The organism is Streptomyces sp. NPDC007971, assembly GCF_042958635.1.
Classification (GTDB): Bacteria; Actinomycetota; Actinomycetes; order Streptomycetales; family Streptomycetaceae; genus Streptomyces.
In genome coordinates, this window is record NZ_JBIBJK010000002.1 from 630,901 (window position 1) to 648,263 (window position 17,363).

Sequence of the window (17,363 nt, forward strand, 5' to 3'; positions counted from 1 at the left end):
AATTTCCCCGCTGTCGTCAAGCTCACGTAGGCGTGCTCCGGGCAGGCCTCTAAAATTTGAGTTACTTAACGGTAATTAGCGTCAGTATCACTGCGTCTTTGGAGCGTGAGAGACCGTGGCCGGATCGGCTGACTTCGACCTGTACCGCCCGTCCGAGGAGCACGACATGCTCCGCGACGCCGTCCGTTCGCTGGTCGAGGCGAAGATCGCGCCCTACGCCGCAGCGGTGGACGAGGAGGCCCGTTTCCCGCAGGAGGCCCTCGACGCCCTGGTCGCGGGCGACCTGCACGCCGTGCACGTCCCCGAGGAGTACGGCGGCGCCGGCGCCGACGCGCTCGCCACGGTCATCGTGATCGAGGAGGTGGCCCGCGCCTGTGTCTCCTCCTCCCTCATCCCCGCGGTGAACAAGCTGGGCTCGCTCCCGGTGATCCTCTCCGGCTCCGAGGACCTGAAGAAGAAGTACCTCTCCCCGCTCGCCAAGGGCGACGCGATGTTCTCGTACTGCCTCTCCGAGCCCGAGGCGGGATCGGACGCGGGCGGCATGACCACCAAGGCCGTGCGCGACGGCGACCACTACGTCCTCAACGGCGTGAAGCGCTGGATCACCAACGCGGGCGTCTCCGAGTACTACACGGTCATGGCCGTGACCGACCCGACCAAGCGCACGAAGGGCATCTCGGCCTTCGTCGTCGAGAAGTCGGACGAGGGCGTCTCCTTCGGTGCCCCGGAGAAGAAGCTCGGCATCAAGGGCTCCCCGACCCGCGAGGTCTACTTCGACAACGTCCGCATCCCCGCCGACCGCATGATCGGCGAGGAGGGCACCGGCTTCGCGACCGCCATGAAGACCCTGGACCACACCCGCATCACCATCGCGGCCCAGGCCCTCGGGGTCGCCCAGGGCGCCCTCGACTACGCCAAGGGGTACGTCCAGGAGCGCAAGCAGTTCGGCAAGCCGATCGCCGACTTCCAGGGCATCCAGTTCATGCTCGCCGACATGGCCATGAAGATCGCCGCCGCCCGCGCCCTGACCTACCAGGCCGCGGCCGCCTCCGAGCGCGGCGACAAGGACCTCACCTTCCAGGGCGCGGCCGCCAAGTGCTTCGCCTCGGACGTCGCCATGGAGGTCACCACGGACGCCGTCCAGCTGCTCGGCGGCTACGGCTACACCCGTGACTACCCGGTGGAGCGCATGATGCGCGACGCCAAGATCACCCAGATCTACGAGGGCACCAACCAGGTCCAGCGGATCGTCATGGCCCGCAACCTGCCGTAAGCGGTCCGCGGGTTCCAGGCTCTTCGGGAAGGCGCCCTGCGGGGCGCCTTCCGTCGTTCCGGGGCACCCCCACACCGGTTCCGGGGCACCTCCGCGCCGGTTCCGGGGCACCTGCACACCGGTTCCCGGACCCGCCTCCGGGCGTACCGGGACCCGGCTCCGGTCGTTCCCGGGCGCGCCTCCCGACCGGTCGGTCACATGCCGAACGGCGCTCACCGGCGTAGGACGGAAGCACACGGGGCCCGCTCCGGGCCCCTCTCCCCCTCAGGAGGAGCCATGACCCAGCCCGGAACCATGACCGCCATGACCAAGCAGATGCAGGAGTGCGTCGAGGCCTGGATGAACTGCCACACCGTCTGCGAGGAGACCATGAGCTCCTGCATGCAGATGGGCGGCCAGGCCCAGATGCAGATCATGCGCGCGCTGATGGACTGCTCCGAGACGACCCGGATGTGCGCCGACATGATGATGCGGCGCTCGCCCATGTCGCCCGAGATGTGCGCGATGTGCGCCAAGGCCTGTGAGATGTGCGCCGAGGCGTGTATGTCCATGCCCGACGATCCGCAGATGATGCGCTGTGCCGAGGCGTGTCGCCGCTGCGCGGACATGTGTCGCGCGATGGCGGGCGCCAAGATGTGAGCCGGTGCCCCTGAAGGCGGCAAGGGCACCCTCGCGGGTGCCCTTGGTCCTGTCCGGCTTCTTCCGCCGGTCCCGGTGCCGCTAGTTGCCGGAGACGGTGACCTGCTGGTCGTTCTTCAGCTCGTCCACCAGGGTCTTCACCTTCGTCTTGTCCCAGACGAGGTTGCCGCCGGTGGAGCCGGAGACCGGCATGTTCAGGGACTTGCCGTCACCGCCGTTGACGCCCTTCATCGCCCAGAACATCGAGGCCAGGTCCCACAGGGACATGTCCTTGTCGACGACCAGCGAGTCCAGCCCCGCGCCGATGGTCGGGTAGAACTTGAACGGGTTCAGGACCGTCGAGGGCGTGGCCACCTGGTGGGCCAGGGCCGAGAGGAACTTCTGCTGGTTCTTGGTGCGCTGGAGGTCGGAGGCGGCGAAGGCGTGCCGCGTGCGGACGAAGGCCAGGGCCTGCTCGCCGTTGAGCGTCTGCTTGCCCGCCTTGAAGTTCGCGCCCGAGTACTTGTCCTTGAAGGCCTGGTCGATCGTGATGTCCACACCGCCCACCGCGTCCACGATGTTGGCGAAGCCCTGGAAGCCGATCTCGCAGTAGTGGTCTATGTGCAGACCGGTGTTGTACTCGATCGTGCGGACCAGCAGCGTCGGGCCGTCGAACGCGTACGCCGCGTTCAGCTTGTTCTGGCCCATGGCGGGCCGGATCTTGCCGGACTCGGAGCCGCGGAACGTCGGAATCGTGACGTTCGAGTCACGCGGCAGCGAGATCAGGGTGTCGCCGTTGTCCCCGACGTGAAGGATCATCATCGAGTCGGTGCGCTTGCCCTCGGCGGATCCGGTGTGCAGCTTCTTCTCGTCCGCCTTCGACATGCCCTCACGGCTGTCCGAGCCCACGATCAGGTAGTTCGTGCCCTGACCGGACTCGGGCCGGTCGATGACCTTCGACAGGTCGACCTCGCGGCGCAGCTTGGAGTCGGCCCAGAAGTAGGTCGCCACCGATGTGACGATGAACACGGTGACCAGGGTGAGCGCGGTCCACTTGATCCGCCGCCGCCAGTTCGGGGCGGGACGCGGAGCGCGGGTCGGTGCTCCGGCCGGGCCGCCGGGCCCGCCGGAGCCGCCGTAGACCTGGCCCGTGTTGTAGCCGCTGTCGTAGTCGTTGTAGTCGTCGTATCCCTGGCCGTCGGTGTACGACGGCTGCTGCGGGACTCCGGCGCCGTACGGCGGTGCCGGCGGGCCGGGGGTGCCGTACGAGCGCTGCCCGGGCGGCACCGGGCCGCGCTGCACCTGACGCATCGCGCGGGCGCCTTCCGGCTGCGCGCCGCCACTGCCGCGTCCGTAGCGCGGACCGCGGTTGTCGTCGGACCATCCCTCGGGCCAGTCATTCATGCGCCCCAGTGTGCAGGGCGCCGGTGTGTGCCTTACAAGGGGTGTCGGAAAATCAGAGCGCCGCTGTTGCGAATCTGACACAAATTCCGCGGCAGTCGCTTCGGCATAAGGTGGAGGCCATGACAGACCAGGCCCCGGACGAGGAGCCGGACATTCCGGGCAAGCCGACGTCCGCTTCCCGCACCACGCTCAGCCACATCATGACCCACAACGACACCAACCTTCTGGGCACGGTGCACGGCGGCGTGATCATGAAACTCGTCGACGACGCGGCGGGCTCGGTGGCCGGCCGGCACTCCGGCGGTCCGGCGGTCACCGCCTCCATGGACGAGATGGTCTTCCTGGAGCCGGTCCGGGTCGGTGACCTGGTCCATGTGAAGGCCCAGGTCAACTGGACCGGCCGGACCTCGATGGAGGTCGGCGTCCGGGTCCTCGCCGAACGCTGGAACGAGTCGACCCCGGCCACCCAGGTCGGCTCCGCCTACCTGGTCTTCGCGGCCGTGGACGCCGACGGCAAGCCGCGCCGGGTGCCCACGGTGGTCCCGGAGACCGACCGGGACCGCCGCCGCTACCAGGAGGCCCAGATCCGCCGCACCCACCGCCTCGCCCGCCGCCGCGCCATCCGCGAGCTGCGGGAGAAGCGGGCGGCGGAGGGCTTCGAGGACTAGAGAGCGCTCCGCGGGCCGGAGGGCTTCGGGGGCTGGTGCGGTCCGGGGGCCGGAGGGCTTCGGGGGCGGGAGCGGGCCGCGGGCCAAAGGGCTTCGCGGCCCTTCGGGGAGCGGAGAGCCTCCACGGCCGGAGCGCTGCGCGGGACGGGGCAGGGCCACACGCCTATGCCCCGCACACCACCTCGTTGCCGCGCACCACGCTCTGCTCCGGCCTGGCCGGGTCCTCGGCCTTCACCCTGCGCACCTTGCCCGCGTCCTTGAAGTCCAGCCCGACGGTCACCTTCAGCATCTTCCCCTGGCCCGGCACCGCACGCAGTTCACTGCCGGGCAGGGCCGCGAGCAGCGAGCGGGCGGAGCGGTCCCAGCGGGGGTCGTAGGAGATCACCGTGCGCGTGACGTCGTGGACCGCCGCGGTGACCGGCTGGTGAGTGGTGGCGAAACCGGCGGCGGCGAGGGCCGCGTCGAGCCGCTTGGCCAGCCCGGCCGTGCCGGTGCCGTTCTCCGTCTGGACCCGGACCTGCCGCGGGTCCACCTCCACCGGCACCGGTGCCTGCGCGCCGGCGCGGTGCGGGCGGTCCGCGGTGAGCGGCTTGTCGTCGCGCAGGGCGTCGAAGAGCCTGCCGGCCGCCGCCGGGTTCCACTTCAGGGTGGAGCCGACGCCCTTGACCTGGTAGTTCATCTGCCCGATGGGCACGGTGGTGAACTCCGAGGAGGACGGCGAGAAGTTCCGCATCGCCCGGCCGAGGTCGAGCAGCTCGTCCGTGCCGAAGCCCTCGTCCGCCCGTACCGAGCCGAGCACAGCCCGGGTCACGTCCCGGAACCGCATCGGGTTCAGCAGGACCCCGGACGAGCTGGCCCGCTCGATCAGCGCGGCCAGGAACCGCTGCTGCCGTTTCATCCGGCCCAGGTCGCTCGCCCCGTCCAGGTGCCGGGCGCGCACGTACTGCAGGGCCTGGCCGCCGCCCAGGACGTGGGTGCCGGGCGCGAGATCGAGGCCGGTGTACGAGTCCTTCAGCGGTGTCGGGGTACAGACCTGCACACCGCCGAGGACGTCCACGGTCTTCATGAAGCTGGTGAAGTCGACCTCCAGATAGTGGTCGATCTTCACATGGGTCAGGGCCTCGACCGTGGCGACCGTCAGCTGGGGGCCGCCCTCGGCGTAGGCCGCGTTCAGCCTGATGGGGTGGGCGGGGTGCCGCTGCCCGGTGGCCGGGTCGATGTGCTCGGGCACCTCGGCGAAGGAGTCGCGGGGCAGGCTCACCACGGTCGCCCGCTCCCGGTCGTCCGAGATGTGCACGATCATGACCGTGTCCGTGCAGTGGCAGGGCTGGCCGCCGAGCCGGTAGGCCCGCCGTTCCGCCTGGCTGATCTTGTCCCGGCCGTCGGTGCCGACCATCAGGACGTTCATGCCGTGCCCCGCGCGGGGCCGGTTCTTCATGTCCTTGAAGGCGTCGACCCGGGCGATGCCGGCGTCCAGACTCGTGACGACCGCGTGGCCGATGCCGGCGGAGGCGAGCACCACCACGGACAGCGTGGTCACCGCCCGCATGGCCCAGCGAGGCCGCCGGGGCGGCCGGGCGGGCCGCCCCGTCCGCTCGGGCGGCCTGGGCACGCGGCGGGGCGGCTGCGGTCGGCGCTGCGGCCGGGCGGGGGACCGTGGCGGGCTGGGCAAAGGACACCTCCGGACGACGGCCGTACGTGGGATCCGTGAGCACCGTAGGCCGATACGATCCTCAGCCCGCGTCTCAGCCCCGGCGGCGCGCACCGGTGTCCCCCGTTCGCGGTAACGTGAGCGTCCTATGAACGCCAAGCCCGACGTGCGCCTCCCCGCCGTGTCCGTGATCATGCCCGTTCTCAACGAGGAGCGACATCTGCGTGGGGCGGTCCAAGCGATCCTCGCGCAGGAGTACGCCGGCGAGACCGAGGTCGTGATCGCCCTCGGTCCGTCCACGGACCGCACGGACGAGATCGCCGCCGAGCTCGTCCGGGAGGACCCGCGCGTCCACACCGTCCCGAACCCGACCGGCCGCACCCCCGCCGCGCTGAACGCGGCGATCAAGGCCTCCCGTCATCCGATCGTGGTGCGCGTCGACGGCCACGGCATGCTCTCGCCGAACTACATCGCCACCGCCGTACGGCTCCTGGAGGAGACGGGCGCGCAGAACGTCGGCGGCATCATGCACGCCGAGGGCGAGAACGACTGGGAGCACGCGGTCGCCGCCGCGATGACCTCGAAGATCGGTGTCGGCAACGCGGCCTTCCACACCGGTGGCGACGCCTCGCCCGCCGAGACGGTCTACCTCGGGGTGTTCCGCCGCGAGGCCCTCGAACAGCAGGGCGGGTACAACGAGGAGTTCATCCGCGCCCAGGACTGGGAGCTGAACTTCCGCATCCGTGAGGCGGGCGGCCTGATCTGGTTCTCGCCCGAGTTGAAGGTGTCCTACCGGCCGCGGCCGAGCGTGAAGGCGCTCGCCAAGCAGTACAAGGACTACGGCCGCTGGCGGCACGTCGTCGCCCGCTACCACGAGGGCTCCATCAACCTGCGCTACCTCGCCCCGCCGGCCGCGCTGTGCGCGATCGCCGCGGGTGTCGTGGTGGGCGCGGCCCTGACGCCCTGGGGCTTCGTGATCCCGGGCGGCTATCTGGCGGCGATCGCGGCGGGTTCGGTCCCGGCGGGCAAGGGCCTGCCCCTCAAGGCCCGGCTGCAGATCCCGGTGGCCCTGGCGACCATGCACATGTCGTGGGGCTGGGGGTTCCTGACGAGCCCGAAGTCCCTGGCGAAGCGAGTGATCGCCGCGCGCCGGCCGGCCGTGCTGAACGCCCGCTGAGCAGACGTCAAGGGCCCTTCCCCGGCTGGGGAGGGGCCCTTTGTCATGACGCACGGCGGCGAAGGCCCGTCCGCGGGTGCGGTACCCGGGGGGCCGGTGCCGGCCGGGCCGGGCTGCCGAAGGTACCAGGGACATGGCGTGGTGAGGCCTCTGCGCCAGGGGCCGTCGCCGTCGCGGTGCGGGCCGTTGCCGTCCGCGGGTGCGCGGGGGTTGTGCGCGCAGCTCCCCGCGCCCTCTCAGGCCGTCCCCGAGGGGCGCGGGGAACTGCGCGACAAGCCACGACGGACCCGCACCGGGGAGAGCACAGGTACCCCGACGGCGCTCGGCCCCGCCGCACCTACCACTGGTAGGGCTTGTACACGTCCATGCACTGCGAGGAGTCCGAGCCGTTGAGAGCGTCGGAGCCGCTGGGCAGGTCGCCCGCCTTCGGGGCCTTCTGCTGGGGGAAGGCCGTGCCCGTGCGCCAGTCCGCGCCGACGGCGACCGTGACCCCCGACACGTCGGTCGACTTCTTCACCGCGCTCATCGGGATCCCCAGCGCCTTGGCGACGGCCTGGGCATCGCCCTCCAGCTCGGCGCTCGGATACTGCACCACCGTCGCGTCCACGGACCGGGACGCCCCCGAGGTGTCGGCCGTCGCCCTGGCGTAGCCCTTCTGCCCGAGCGCCTCGGCGATCGTCCGCGCCCGGCTGGGAACCGCGGCCTCGGTGGACGTCTGCGTGGCGTTCTCCACCAGCACCCCGAGCCGGCCCGGGTCGACGGACGGCGTCTTGGTCTGGGGCTTGCCCGCCACCTGCTTGGCACCCGACTCCTTGCCGTTCTTGTCGAACGGCACGTCGTCGCGGAGCATCTGCCACATCTTGTCGGCGCTGGCCTTGACCGGCACGACGTGCTCTCTGTTCTGCGGGTCCTCGACGTTGGGCATCGTCAGTGACGTGATGCGGTCCGTCGGTACCGACTTGAGCTCCATACCCAGGTCGTAGAGCTTCTTGACGGTGCCGATCTCCTCGGAGACCTTGAGGGACTTGGTGGCCGCCTCGGCCAGGTCCATCAGCCGGCCGGTGTCCGTGAAGACGTTCTGCGACTTCAGCGTCCGGATCATCGAGTTCAGGTACATGTGCTGGGCGCGGGCGCGCATCACGTCACTGCCCCAGGCGTGCCGCGTGCGCAGCCACTGCAGGGCCTGGATGTGCTGGACCTTGTGCGTGCCGGCCTTCAGCTTCAGCCCGGAGCCGCCGCGCTGGGCGGGTGTCGAGTGGTCCCAGACGTTCTGCTTCACGCAGACGTCGACACCGCCGATGGCGTCCGCCATGTCCACCACGCCCGCGAAGTCGATCGTCATCCAGTGGTCGATGTAGACCCCGGTGAGGTTCTCCCAGGTGGCCAGCGTGCAGCCGGCACCACCCCGGGCGAGGGTGGTGTTGATGATGGCGTTGGTCGCCGGGTAGGCCTTGCCGGTGCCGGGGTCCTTGCACTCGGGGATGTCGACCCGGGTGTCCCGGGGGATGCTCACCATGGCGGCGCTCTTGCGGTCCGCGGAGAGGTGGATGAGCATCTGCACGTCGGCGAGCGGCGGGCTGCCGCGGTCGTACTTGGCGCCGCCGAGCTTCACGTTCTCGTCGGAGTTACGGCTGTCGGAGCCGATCAGCAGGATGTTCAGGGGCGTCTGCCCGGCCGCGTTCGCCGGCGTCCGGTGCGCCTTGGAGTCGTCGCCGCTGCTGCGCTCGCCCTTGCGTATGTTGCCGTTGAGGTGCTCGTAGTACAGGTAGCCGGCTCCCGCCGTGCCGAGTATGACCACCGCCAGCACCGTCGCGGACCAGCGCAGAGCCCGCCGCCGGTGTCGCTGCCGGTCGGTCTTCGGGGGGCCCTTGCGGCGCCCGCCGCCGTGCCCGCCCGGCCCGTCCGACGCCTGCGGTGCGAGCGACATCGTGTCGTCGACCGCAGGACCCTTCCCCCGTACATCGCTCTGCGCCAAACGTCCTGCCCTCCCCACCCTTGCACCATGCAACGGGTCCGTCCCGCCCCCAGTTAGACGCACGACGGACCCATTGGGTTACCTACGAGGCGCACTTCACCTTGTCTGCCGTGGACTTGTCGACGTCCGGCGCCTTCGACGGGGCGGTGAGGGACACCCCCGCACCCTTGAAATCCTTGCCCAGGGTCAGCGTCATCGCCGGCAGCCCCTGGGAGTTGGTCACGCTCTTGCCGGGCTTCAGCGCCGAGCCGGACAGGCCCATGAGATGCGCCAACTCCCGTGCCTGGGCCGCCTGGTCGGGCGCGTACTCCAGGGTGGTCCTGCCCAGCGGTGCCGGCGCATTGCCCGAGTTCTCCGACTTGAGCACGCCCTGCTGGGTCTGCAGCCACTGGAGGGTCTGCTGCGCGCTGCCGGGGTCCGCACCGCCGTTGAGGATCCGCACCCGCACGTCGGCGGGAGCGGACCGGCTGCCCTTGAGCCGTGCGGCCTGGGCGTCCTTGGCCGCCTTCTGCCTCTTCTTCACCTCGGTGAAGGAGACGTCGTTCCTGATGGCGTCGAAGACCGGCGGTGCCGCCGCCTGGTCGACGACGACGGTCGCGTGGACCTTCTCGGCGGGGTTGTCCCGCACGGGCACCGTCACGAACGAGATGTTCTTCGGCGGCACCTTCTTCAGCTCCAGCGCTATGTCCTTGAGCGTGCTCACGGAGCCGATGCCCTTGTCGACGGTGAGCGCCTTGGTGGCGGCCTCGGCGAGGTCGATCAGCTTCGTCGGGTTGGTGAGCGTGTCGCTGGAGGACATCTTCCGCATCAGCGAGGCCATGAACTGCTGCTGCACCTTGATGCGGTCGAGGTCGCCCTGGTTGCCCCAGCTGTGCCGGGTGCGGACGAACGCCAGCGCCTGTTCGCCCTCGACCTTCGAAGGGCCGGCGGGCAGATTCAGGTGCGACTCCTTGTCGTTGACCGCGTGTGCGAGACACACGTCCACCCCGTCGACCGCCGACGTCAGCGTCTTCACCGCGTTGAAGTCGACCATCATGAAGTGGTCCGGCATGATGCCGGTCACCTGCTGCACCGTGCGCATGGTGCAGCCGGGGTCCCGGTCGTCCTGCCCCAGGCTGGTGTTGAAGCGCACGTCCTCCGTGCCGGGGATGACCTTCTGGCTGCCGTCGCTCTGCACGGTCGGGCAGTCCGGCACGTTGACGATCAGGTCGCGCGGAATGCTGAGCGCGGTCGCGTTCGTCCGGTCCTTGGCGACGTGCAGCAGGATGTTGGTGTCGGCGTGCCCGACGCTGCCCTTGTCGCCGTAGCCCTCGTTGCCCTTGCCGGTGCGCTTGTCGGTGCCGATGATCAGGATGTTGAAGGCCTCGTCCTTGCTGAAGCCCTTCTTGCCGGCGCTGCCGATGTCCGTCGTGGTGACGTTGCCCTCAAGGTGCTTGAGGTAGAGGTAGCCGGCGGTGCCGATGGCGACCAGCACGAACGCCATGCTGCCGCCGGTCCACGCCAGCACCTTCTTGGCCTTCGACTTCTTCTTCACCGGCCGCCGGTTGCGCCGCCCGGGGGGCGGCTCGGGCTCGGTACGGCGCCGGCGCTGGGCCGGCACGTCCGCGCCGCGCGTCTGGCGCGCCTCCCGTGTCCGGCCCTCCGACGCGTCACGTGTCCGGCCCTCCGACGTCTCACGTGTCCGGCCCTCCGACGCGTCGCGCCGGCCGCGTGCGGCTCCGCGGCCGTCGCCCTTCGGTCTGCGGGGGCCGGGTACCGACGACTGCGGTGCGGAAGGGCTCAGTCGCAGTTCGTATTCGCCGGTGTTCGGATTGAGTACCCACTGGTCTGCGGGGTCGATGTTGTCCGCCCGCCCACGGCCTTGCGCGTCCACGGTTGTCCGAATCCTCCGTCGGGGCCACGCGGCGCCTTCCCCCTCAAAGGCGCTCGGGTCTCGGTGAATCAGTGCACGACCCCAGGAAGGACCTCGTGGCCGGGTGCACCGGATCGCTCACACTATCCGCCCAGTTCAGCGTCGAGCGACGCCGGTGACAAATTCCACCTGCCTACAACTGGGCAATCCCCCTCATATTCCTGGACTCAAGTTCGTCGACTTGATACGCGCATTACCCACAGGTGTGTTCGGCGGCCGTGCTGCCGCGGAACGTGGGGGCCGGGGAGGGTCCGCCGTTCAGGTCCGCCTCCGGAGCCCCTCCGGGCGCCTCCTGCGCGATGTCCTGCGCCACCGCGACCGGCTGGTCCGCCCGCAGCCGCGCGAACAGCTTCTCGGCCTCCGGCTCCACGAGTTGGTCGCGATTCGCGTCGTAGACGTACGACTCCCGCGGCACCGTCAGGAACTGCACATGTTCGGTGGGGATGTCACGCAGTCCGCGCACCAACTGGTACAAACCGCGAAGACTCGCCAGTTCCGGGTCGGTGGTCAGCGAGGAGGTGGCCGCGTCGAGCACCGGATACAGCTTCACCGGATTCAGCAGGACGTCATTGCTCTGCACCTTGTCGACGAGCGCGCCGAGGAATCGCTGCTGCCGTTCCATCCGGTCGGTGTCGCTCCCGTCGCCGAGCGACTTCCGGGCCCGCACGTACCCGAGCGCCTGCTCCCCGTCGAGGGTCACCCGGCCCGCGCGAAGCTTCAGCTTCGCCGCCTTGTCGTCGATCGGTTCCTTCAGACACACCTGTACGCCATCGACGGCGTCGACCATTTCCTTGAATCCGCTGAAGTCGACCACCATGTGATGGTCGACCCGGATGTTCGTCAGCTTCTCGACGGTACGGATCGTGCAGGCCGAACCGCCCGTCTGGAAGGCATGGTTGAACATCGCGAACACCGGCTCGCTGCGCTTGCCGTCCGGCTGCCGGCAGCTCGGGATGTCCACCATCAGGTCCCGCGGCAGTGAGACGGCGGTGGCGCTGCGCCGGTCGGCGGCCAGGTGCAGCAGGATCGTGGTGTCGGACCGCTCGGTGCCCAGGTCCCGCCCGTACTCCTGGTTGCCCTGCCCGGCCCGGGTGTCGGACCCGATCAGCAGGATGTTCTGCGCGTCCCGCACCAGCGCGGTGGGCCGCTCCCGCTCGTAGCGGGCGAGTTCGGCGGCTGCCGCCTCGTCGGGGGTGATGTTGGCGCTGAGCTTCGCGTAGACGGCCCAGCCGCCCCCGGCCGCCGCCACGACCAGCACGGCGACCGCCAGCGCCGACCTCCTGACCCACTGCCGCCGACGCCGCCGCACGAGCCCGTCCCCGCTGGCCGAGGATCCGAGACCGGGCCCGGGGGCCCGCCGAACGGTGCCGGTCACGGTGCGAGCCCCCTCATGCCGTACGAGCGTGGCGTCCTGCTCCTACGACGATGGCGGGGAATGGGGAAGCAGGCTGCCCTTTGCTACTCCATACGGGGGAGGGCGGCCGACTTCAGGGGGCGCGGGGAACTGCGCGATCAATCCCCACGCACCCGCACTCGCCGTTCCACGGTCGCCCCCCTCGTTCAGCGGCGCACCACGGCCACCCTCTCGCTCTCGACCCGTTTGGCGAGACCTTCCTCGTCCAGCCGGTCGAGATTCCTGCAGAGCACCACGGACCCGCCGACGGCCAGCGCCGCGTACAACCCCGCGCTCAGCCCCTCCCACGTGTCGTACGGCAGGGCGGACAGCACCCTCGCCCCCGGTCCCGCAAGACGCAGCGCCCCCGCATCGGCCTCCGCCCGTTCGACGACCTCGCCGCCGCTGAACTCGGCCCCGGCGACGATCAGCGACGGCTCCTCCGGGTCCACGGGAGCGAACGGCGCGAACCGGTCCCCCTGGCCCGGCACCTCCACCGCGAAGTCGACGAAGCCCTCCGGCGTCTGGGGGAAGCGTCCGCCCAGCGGCCGCAGGGCGAGCGCGACCCGTTCCCCGCGGCACGCGCGCGCCGCCTCCAGCGAGTCGGGCCCGCTCACCACGACATCGGCCGAGGCCGGGTCCCCGGCCATGTCGGCCACCGCCCCCACCGACGAGCAGGCGAGCAGCCACACGGCCGTCTGCCAGTGCGCGGGCAGCAGCAGCGCGACCCGGTCACCGGGGCCGGCGGACAGATCGCCCTGGAGGAGGTTCGCGGTCTTGGCCACCCAATTGGCGAAGGTGGCCACGGACAGTTCGACGCGTTCGCCCGTGGCGTCGTCGTAGAAGGTCACCAGAGGGCGTCCGGGGTCCGCGGCGAGCGCGGAACGCAGCAGGTCGGCAGGGGTGCGATCGGTGGCGTTCACCCGCGCAAGAGTACGCCGGGGCGAGCCCCGGCGCCGTGCGCCGGTGCCACCGGTTCGGCGGAACGGCATCCGACGGTCCGTCAGTTCGCCGTTGGACATATTTGTATGACTATGTCCATGATCATGGGCATGCGTGGACTTCTGACTTCACCGATCGGTGCCACCTCGCTCGGCGTCACGTGCGCGGCCGCCCTCGCGCTCCCGGCGTCCCTGCCCGTGGCCGTGGCCGCCCCGCGAGCCGAACGGACGGCCGCCACGGGCCGGGTGGCCGAGGCCGCGGTCCCGGGCGGCACCCAGTCGCTGCCCCTCGTCCCGCGCTCCCGCCGGCGTGCCTTCGGCCCGGCGCCGGAGCAGGGCCTGTACGGCGTCGACGTACAGCACTTCTCACTGGTCGGCGTCGTCTGGGACGACCCGGACGCCGAGTTGGAGGGCCGGGTCCAGGTCCGCACCCGGTCCGCGGCGAGCGGGCGGTGGTCCGGCTGGCAGGACGTCGAGACCCACAACGAGGACCACGGCGCCGACCCGGGCACCGACGAGCGGACCTCGGGCCGGGTGCGCGGGGCCACCGCGCCGCTGTGGGTGGGCGACTCGGACGGCGTGGACGTACGGGTGCGCGCCGGCTCCCCCGCGGGCAAGGCGTCCGGCGCCCCGGGCGGCCGGACCGGCGACCCGGCCCCGTCCCTGCCGGAGGGGATGCGCCTGGAGCTCGTCGACCCCGGGGACGGGACACCGCCCCAGGGCGCGCCCCGCCCCGGCTCCGGGACGGACGAGACGGCCGCCGCCTACGCGGCCGACGCCGACGTCGCCCCCTACGGCGCCCTGGAGATCCCCGAGCTGAACCGGCAGGACACCGAGCGTGAACTGAGCCGCCTGCAGGGGAGCGACTCGAAGGGGAAGCCCCACATCGGGCCGCGCCCGCGGATCGTGACCCGCCACGGCTGGGGCGCGGACGAGAAACTGCGCGGACACGGCTTCGTCTACACGAAGAAGATCAAGGCCGCCTTCGTGCACCACACGGCGTCGGGCAACAAGTACACCTGCGCGCAGGCTCCCTCGGTCATCCGCAGTATCTACCGCTACCACGTCAAGAGCATGGGCTGGCGGGACATCGGCTACAACTTCCTCGTCGACAAGTGCGGAACCATCTACGAGGGCCGCGCCGGTGGCGCGGCGAAGGCGGTGCGCGGCGCCCACACCCTCGGGTTCAACAGCAACAGCATGGGCATCGCCGTGATCGGCAGCTTCGGCTCGGCCAAGCCCTCCGGCGCCGCGGTGAAGGCCGTCGCCCGGCTCACCGCGTGGAAGCTCGGGCTCTATGGGGCCAATCCGCGCGGAAAGACATATCTGACCTCAGGCGGTGGCAATCTCTACCCCAAGGGGAAGAACGTACGACTGAACGTGATCTCCGGCCATCGGGACGGGTACTCCACCTCGTGCCCGGGCAAGCGGCTCTACGCCAAGCTCGGCAGCGCCCGTTCCAGCGCGGCGCGGTATCAGGGGCGCTGAAACCGGAAGGATGCGTTCACCGCCGTCGGGGGGACGGGCGGGGCAGGCTCGGGGGACGGCGGGGGGCGGTTGGAGGAAACCGGACGCCGATCTCGCGGGACACCGCGCCGCCATCGAGGGCACCGTCGCACGGTCTGCATACACTGGCCGGCCGAAACGAGTAGTTCGACCGGTCCCGGCAGGAAGCAGAGACGACAGGTGACAGAAGCGATCCTCCTGGTCGGCGGCAAAGGCACCCGGCTGCGTCCGCTCACGGTGCACACACCCAAGCCCATGGTCAGGGCGGCCGGAGTGCCGTTCCTCACGCACCAGCTGGCGCGGGCGAAGGCGGCGGGCGTGGACCACATCGTCCTCGCCACGAGCTATCTGGCCGAGGTCTTCGAGCCCTACTTCGGCGACGGCGCCTCCCTCGGTCTGCACATCGAGTACGTCACCGAGGAAGAGCCTCTCGGCACGGGCGGCGCCCTGCGCAACGTGGCCTCGCGCCTGCACTCCGGCCCCGACGACCCCGTCCTCGTCTTCAACGGCGACATCCTGACGGGCCTGGACATCCGGCGGCTCGTGGACACCCACGAGTCGACGGGCGCGGACGTGTCCCTGCACCTCACCAAGGTGACGGACCCGCGCGCCTACGGCCTGGTCCCCACCGACGGGACGGGCCGCGTCCTCGCCTTCCTGGAGAAGCCGCAGACTCCGGAGGAGATCGTCACCGACCAGATCAACGCGGGGGCGTACGTCTTCCGCCGCTCGGTCATCGACACGATCCCGGCGGGCCGGCCGGTCTCCGTGGAGCGCGAGACGTTCCCGGACCTGCTGTCCGCCGGCGCCCATCTGCAGGGGATGGTCGACTCGACGTACTGGCTGGACCTCGGCACCCCGGCGGCCTTCGTGCGCGGCTCCGCCGACCTGGTGCTCGGCCGCGCGCCCTCCCCGGCGGTCCCGGGCCGCTGCGGCGACCGGCTGATCCTGCCGACGGCCAGCGTCGCGCCGGACGCGAAGCTGACGGGCGGCACGGTGGTCGGCGAGGGCGCGTTCGTCGCGGAGGGAGCGCGGGTGTTCGGCTCGACGATCCTTCCCGGCGCGGTCATCGAGCCCGGCGCCGTCATCACCGACTCCCTCATCGGCACCCGCGCCCGGGTCGGCGAACGCTCCGTCCTCACCGGGACGGTGATCGGCGACGGCGCGGTGGTCGGCCCCGACAACGAGCTGCGCGACGGCGCCCGCGTGTGGTGCGACGCCCGCATCCCGGCCGGCGCGGTCCGCTTCTCCTCGGACCAGTAGCCCGGCGAACGGCCGGTTTCCCGCCCAGGGGACACCACCGGCAAAAACACCGACCCACGGGGGAAGCACCGGCCCACGGGGGCAGCGCCGACCACGGGGGCAGCGCCCCTGAGCCCCGCGAAGCCCGCGCCCGGGTGAGTACCTCCGGCGCGGGCTGCGCCCCCACGCCCCGGAAGGCCCTGTCGGGAGTCCTATCCAGCTGCGGGCAGTCGTGCCGCTGGGGCGGCACGGGTGGGCGCAGCGGCACCCCGCAAGCGCGGGCGAGTGAAAACGTCCAGCCGCCCGCACCAGCACCGGGCACCCGGCAAGCGCACGGCCGCCCAGCCACAGCCCCGCGCACCGAACACCCCCGTCGGCCGCCCAGCCCCCGCACCCTCACAGCAACCCGATATCCACCCGAGGCATCTTCGGCGCCCTCCGCGCAGGCACGTTCCCGCTCAACAGAATCAACCGAGCCGCCCGATGCCGCTGTCCCGCATACGGCTCCAGCAGCCGCAGCATCTCCGCGTCGTCCGCATGCCGGTCCCCGGCCAGAGCCCACCCCACGATCCCCGGCAGGTGCAGGTCCCCGACCGTCACCGCATCCGCAGCCCCGTGACTGCGCTGCACGACCTCCGCCGACGTCCACGGCCCGATCCCCGGCACGACCTCCAACCGCGCCCGGGCCTTGACCGCCGGCATGCCCACTGCCTGCTCCAGCCGCGCAGCGACCCGCACGGCCCGCAGAATCGTCGAGGCCCGCTTGTCGTCGACGCCGGCCCGATGCCACTCCCAGGAGGGGATCAGCGCCCAGGTCCGCGGCGCGGGCATCACCCACATCGGCCGCTCGCCCGTCCCCGCGGGCCCCGGCGCCGGCTCCCCGAACCTCCGCACCAGCAACCGCCACGCCCGGTACGCCTCGTCGGTCGTGACCTTCTGCTCCAGCACCGACGGGATCAACGACTCCAACACCAGCCCGGTCCGGGTCAGCCTGAGCCCCGGCCTGCGGTGTCGCGCCAGTGCCACGACCCGGTGCCGCGGCACGAACGCGTCCGGCTCGTCGGCGGCACCGAGCAGCTCCGGCAGCTGCTCCAGCAGCCATTCGGCGCCGGGCCCCCATGCCTCGGCGCGCACCTCACCGCCGTACCCGTGCACCCGCAGCGTCCCGGGCCCGGCGGGCGTCCGGGCGGCCCGCCACACGGAACCGTCCCGGGTGGCCCGGAACGTCGGGTCGGCGGGCCCGCGCCGGAGCGGACCCAGCACCAGGGAGAGGTCCAGGGGACCGTCCGGAACCCACCGCCGGACCCGGGCCGGGGCCGTGGCCTGCCGCGGCACTCCGGCGGGCACGGCGACCTCTCCACCGCGCACGGTTGTGCGGGTGGGCCGCGGAGCGAAACGTCCTGCCACGAGATGAGGTCCTAGGGGTGCCGGTGCTGCGGAGGCTGTCCTAAGAGACTAGGGGAGACCCGGCGGTCGTACGGGGAGTCCTCGTACACGGCAGTCGTCGTTCACGACAGCTGTCGTACGGGGCCGGCGTACACGACAGCCGCACGAGGCAGCCGGCGTTCAGGGCAGCCGCGCGAGGCAGTCGGCGTACGGGGTG

Annotated in this window: 13 protein-coding genes; 6 read left to right on the forward strand and 7 right to left on the reverse strand. The window is 71.2% G+C overall.

Going from position 1 to position 17,363, the window contains the following annotated elements; genetic code table 11:
* The first annotated feature begins 115 nt into the window (after window positions 1–115).
* Window positions 116–1,273, forward strand: coding sequence for an acyl-CoA dehydrogenase family protein (locus tag ACFZCP_RS06665; RefSeq protein ID WP_391424631.1), 1,158 nt, complete (start codon window positions 116–118; stop codon window positions 1,271–1,273).
* Between the two features lie 276 nt (window positions 1,274–1,549).
* On the forward strand, window positions 1,550–1,912 hold the full coding sequence (locus ACFZCP_RS06670; RefSeq protein ID WP_391424632.1) for a four-helix bundle copper-binding protein: 363 nt from the start codon (window positions 1,550–1,552) through the stop codon (window positions 1,910–1,912).
* An 81-nt stretch (window positions 1,913–1,993) separates the two neighbouring features.
* On the opposite strand, the gene ACFZCP_RS06675 is transcribed toward ACFZCP_RS06670, so the two are convergent.
* Complete coding sequence (locus tag ACFZCP_RS06675; protein ID WP_391424634.1) at window positions 1,994–3,295, reverse strand: LCP family protein; 1,302 nt, start codon at window positions 3,293–3,295, stop codon at window positions 1,994–1,996.
* A gap of 119 nt (window positions 3,296–3,414) precedes the next feature.
* On the opposite strand from ACFZCP_RS06675, the gene ACFZCP_RS06680 reads away from it, so the two are divergent.
* Window positions 3,415–3,963, forward strand: coding sequence for a hotdog domain-containing protein (locus tag ACFZCP_RS06680; RefSeq protein ID WP_391424636.1), 549 nt, complete (start codon window positions 3,415–3,417; stop codon window positions 3,961–3,963).
* A 163-nt stretch (window positions 3,964–4,126) separates the two neighbouring features.
* On the opposite strand, the gene ACFZCP_RS06685 is transcribed toward ACFZCP_RS06680, so the two are convergent.
* Entirely contained in the window at window positions 4,127–5,512 is a 1,386-nt protein-coding gene (locus ACFZCP_RS06685; protein WP_391424638.1) for an LCP family protein, read from the reverse strand.
* A 250-nt stretch (window positions 5,513–5,762) separates the two neighbouring features.
* On the opposite strand from ACFZCP_RS06685, the gene ACFZCP_RS06690 reads away from it, so the two are divergent.
* The gene (locus ACFZCP_RS06690; protein ID WP_391424640.1) at window positions 5,763–6,791 is read left to right on the forward strand and encodes a glycosyltransferase; all 1,029 of its coding nucleotides are present in this window, start codon (window positions 5,763–5,765) and stop codon (window positions 6,789–6,791) included.
* A 337-nt stretch (window positions 6,792–7,128) separates the two neighbouring features.
* Here the strand turns inward: ACFZCP_RS06690 and ACFZCP_RS06695 are convergent, their stop codons facing one another.
* From ACFZCP_RS06695 to ACFZCP_RS06710, 4 genes are all read right to left on the reverse strand, one after another.
* Window positions 7,129–8,766 carry an LCP family protein gene (locus tag ACFZCP_RS06695; RefSeq protein WP_391424642.1) on the reverse strand — a complete coding sequence of 546 codons (1,638 nt, stop codon included), beginning with the start codon at window positions 8,764–8,766 and terminating at the stop codon, window positions 7,129–7,131.
* 82 nt (window positions 8,767–8,848) lie between these two features.
* The gene (locus tag ACFZCP_RS06700; RefSeq protein ID WP_391424644.1) at window positions 8,849–10,639 is read right to left on the reverse strand and encodes an LCP family protein; all 1,791 of its coding nucleotides are present in this window, start codon (window positions 10,637–10,639) and stop codon (window positions 8,849–8,851) included.
* A gap of 232 nt (window positions 10,640–10,871) precedes the next feature.
* Complete coding sequence (locus ACFZCP_RS06705; protein WP_391424645.1) at window positions 10,872–12,053, reverse strand: LCP family protein; 1,182 nt, start codon at window positions 12,051–12,053, stop codon at window positions 10,872–10,874.
* Between the two features lie 185 nt (window positions 12,054–12,238).
* The gene (locus ACFZCP_RS06710; RefSeq protein WP_391424647.1) at window positions 12,239–12,994 is read right to left on the reverse strand and encodes a TIGR03089 family protein; all 756 of its coding nucleotides are present in this window, start codon (window positions 12,992–12,994) and stop codon (window positions 12,239–12,241) included.
* Between the two features lie 129 nt (window positions 12,995–13,123).
* Between ACFZCP_RS06710 and ACFZCP_RS06715 the strand changes: the two genes are divergently transcribed.
* Window positions 13,124–14,500, forward strand: coding sequence for an N-acetylmuramoyl-L-alanine amidase (locus ACFZCP_RS06715; RefSeq protein ID WP_391424649.1), 1,377 nt, complete (start codon window positions 13,124–13,126; stop codon window positions 14,498–14,500).
* Window positions 14,501–14,698: 198 nt separating this feature from the next.
* On the forward strand, window positions 14,699–15,781 hold the full coding sequence (locus ACFZCP_RS06720) for a sugar phosphate nucleotidyltransferase (RefSeq protein ID WP_391424651.1): 1,083 nt from the start codon (window positions 14,699–14,701) through the stop codon (window positions 15,779–15,781).
* A 375-nt stretch (window positions 15,782–16,156) separates the two neighbouring features.
* On the opposite strand, the gene ACFZCP_RS06725 is transcribed toward ACFZCP_RS06720, so the two are convergent.
* The gene (locus ACFZCP_RS06725) at window positions 16,157–17,167 is read right to left on the reverse strand and encodes a DNA-3-methyladenine glycosylase family protein (RefSeq protein WP_391424653.1); all 1,011 of its coding nucleotides are present in this window, start codon (window positions 17,165–17,167) and stop codon (window positions 16,157–16,159) included.
* Window positions 17,168–17,363 lie beyond the last annotated feature (196 nt).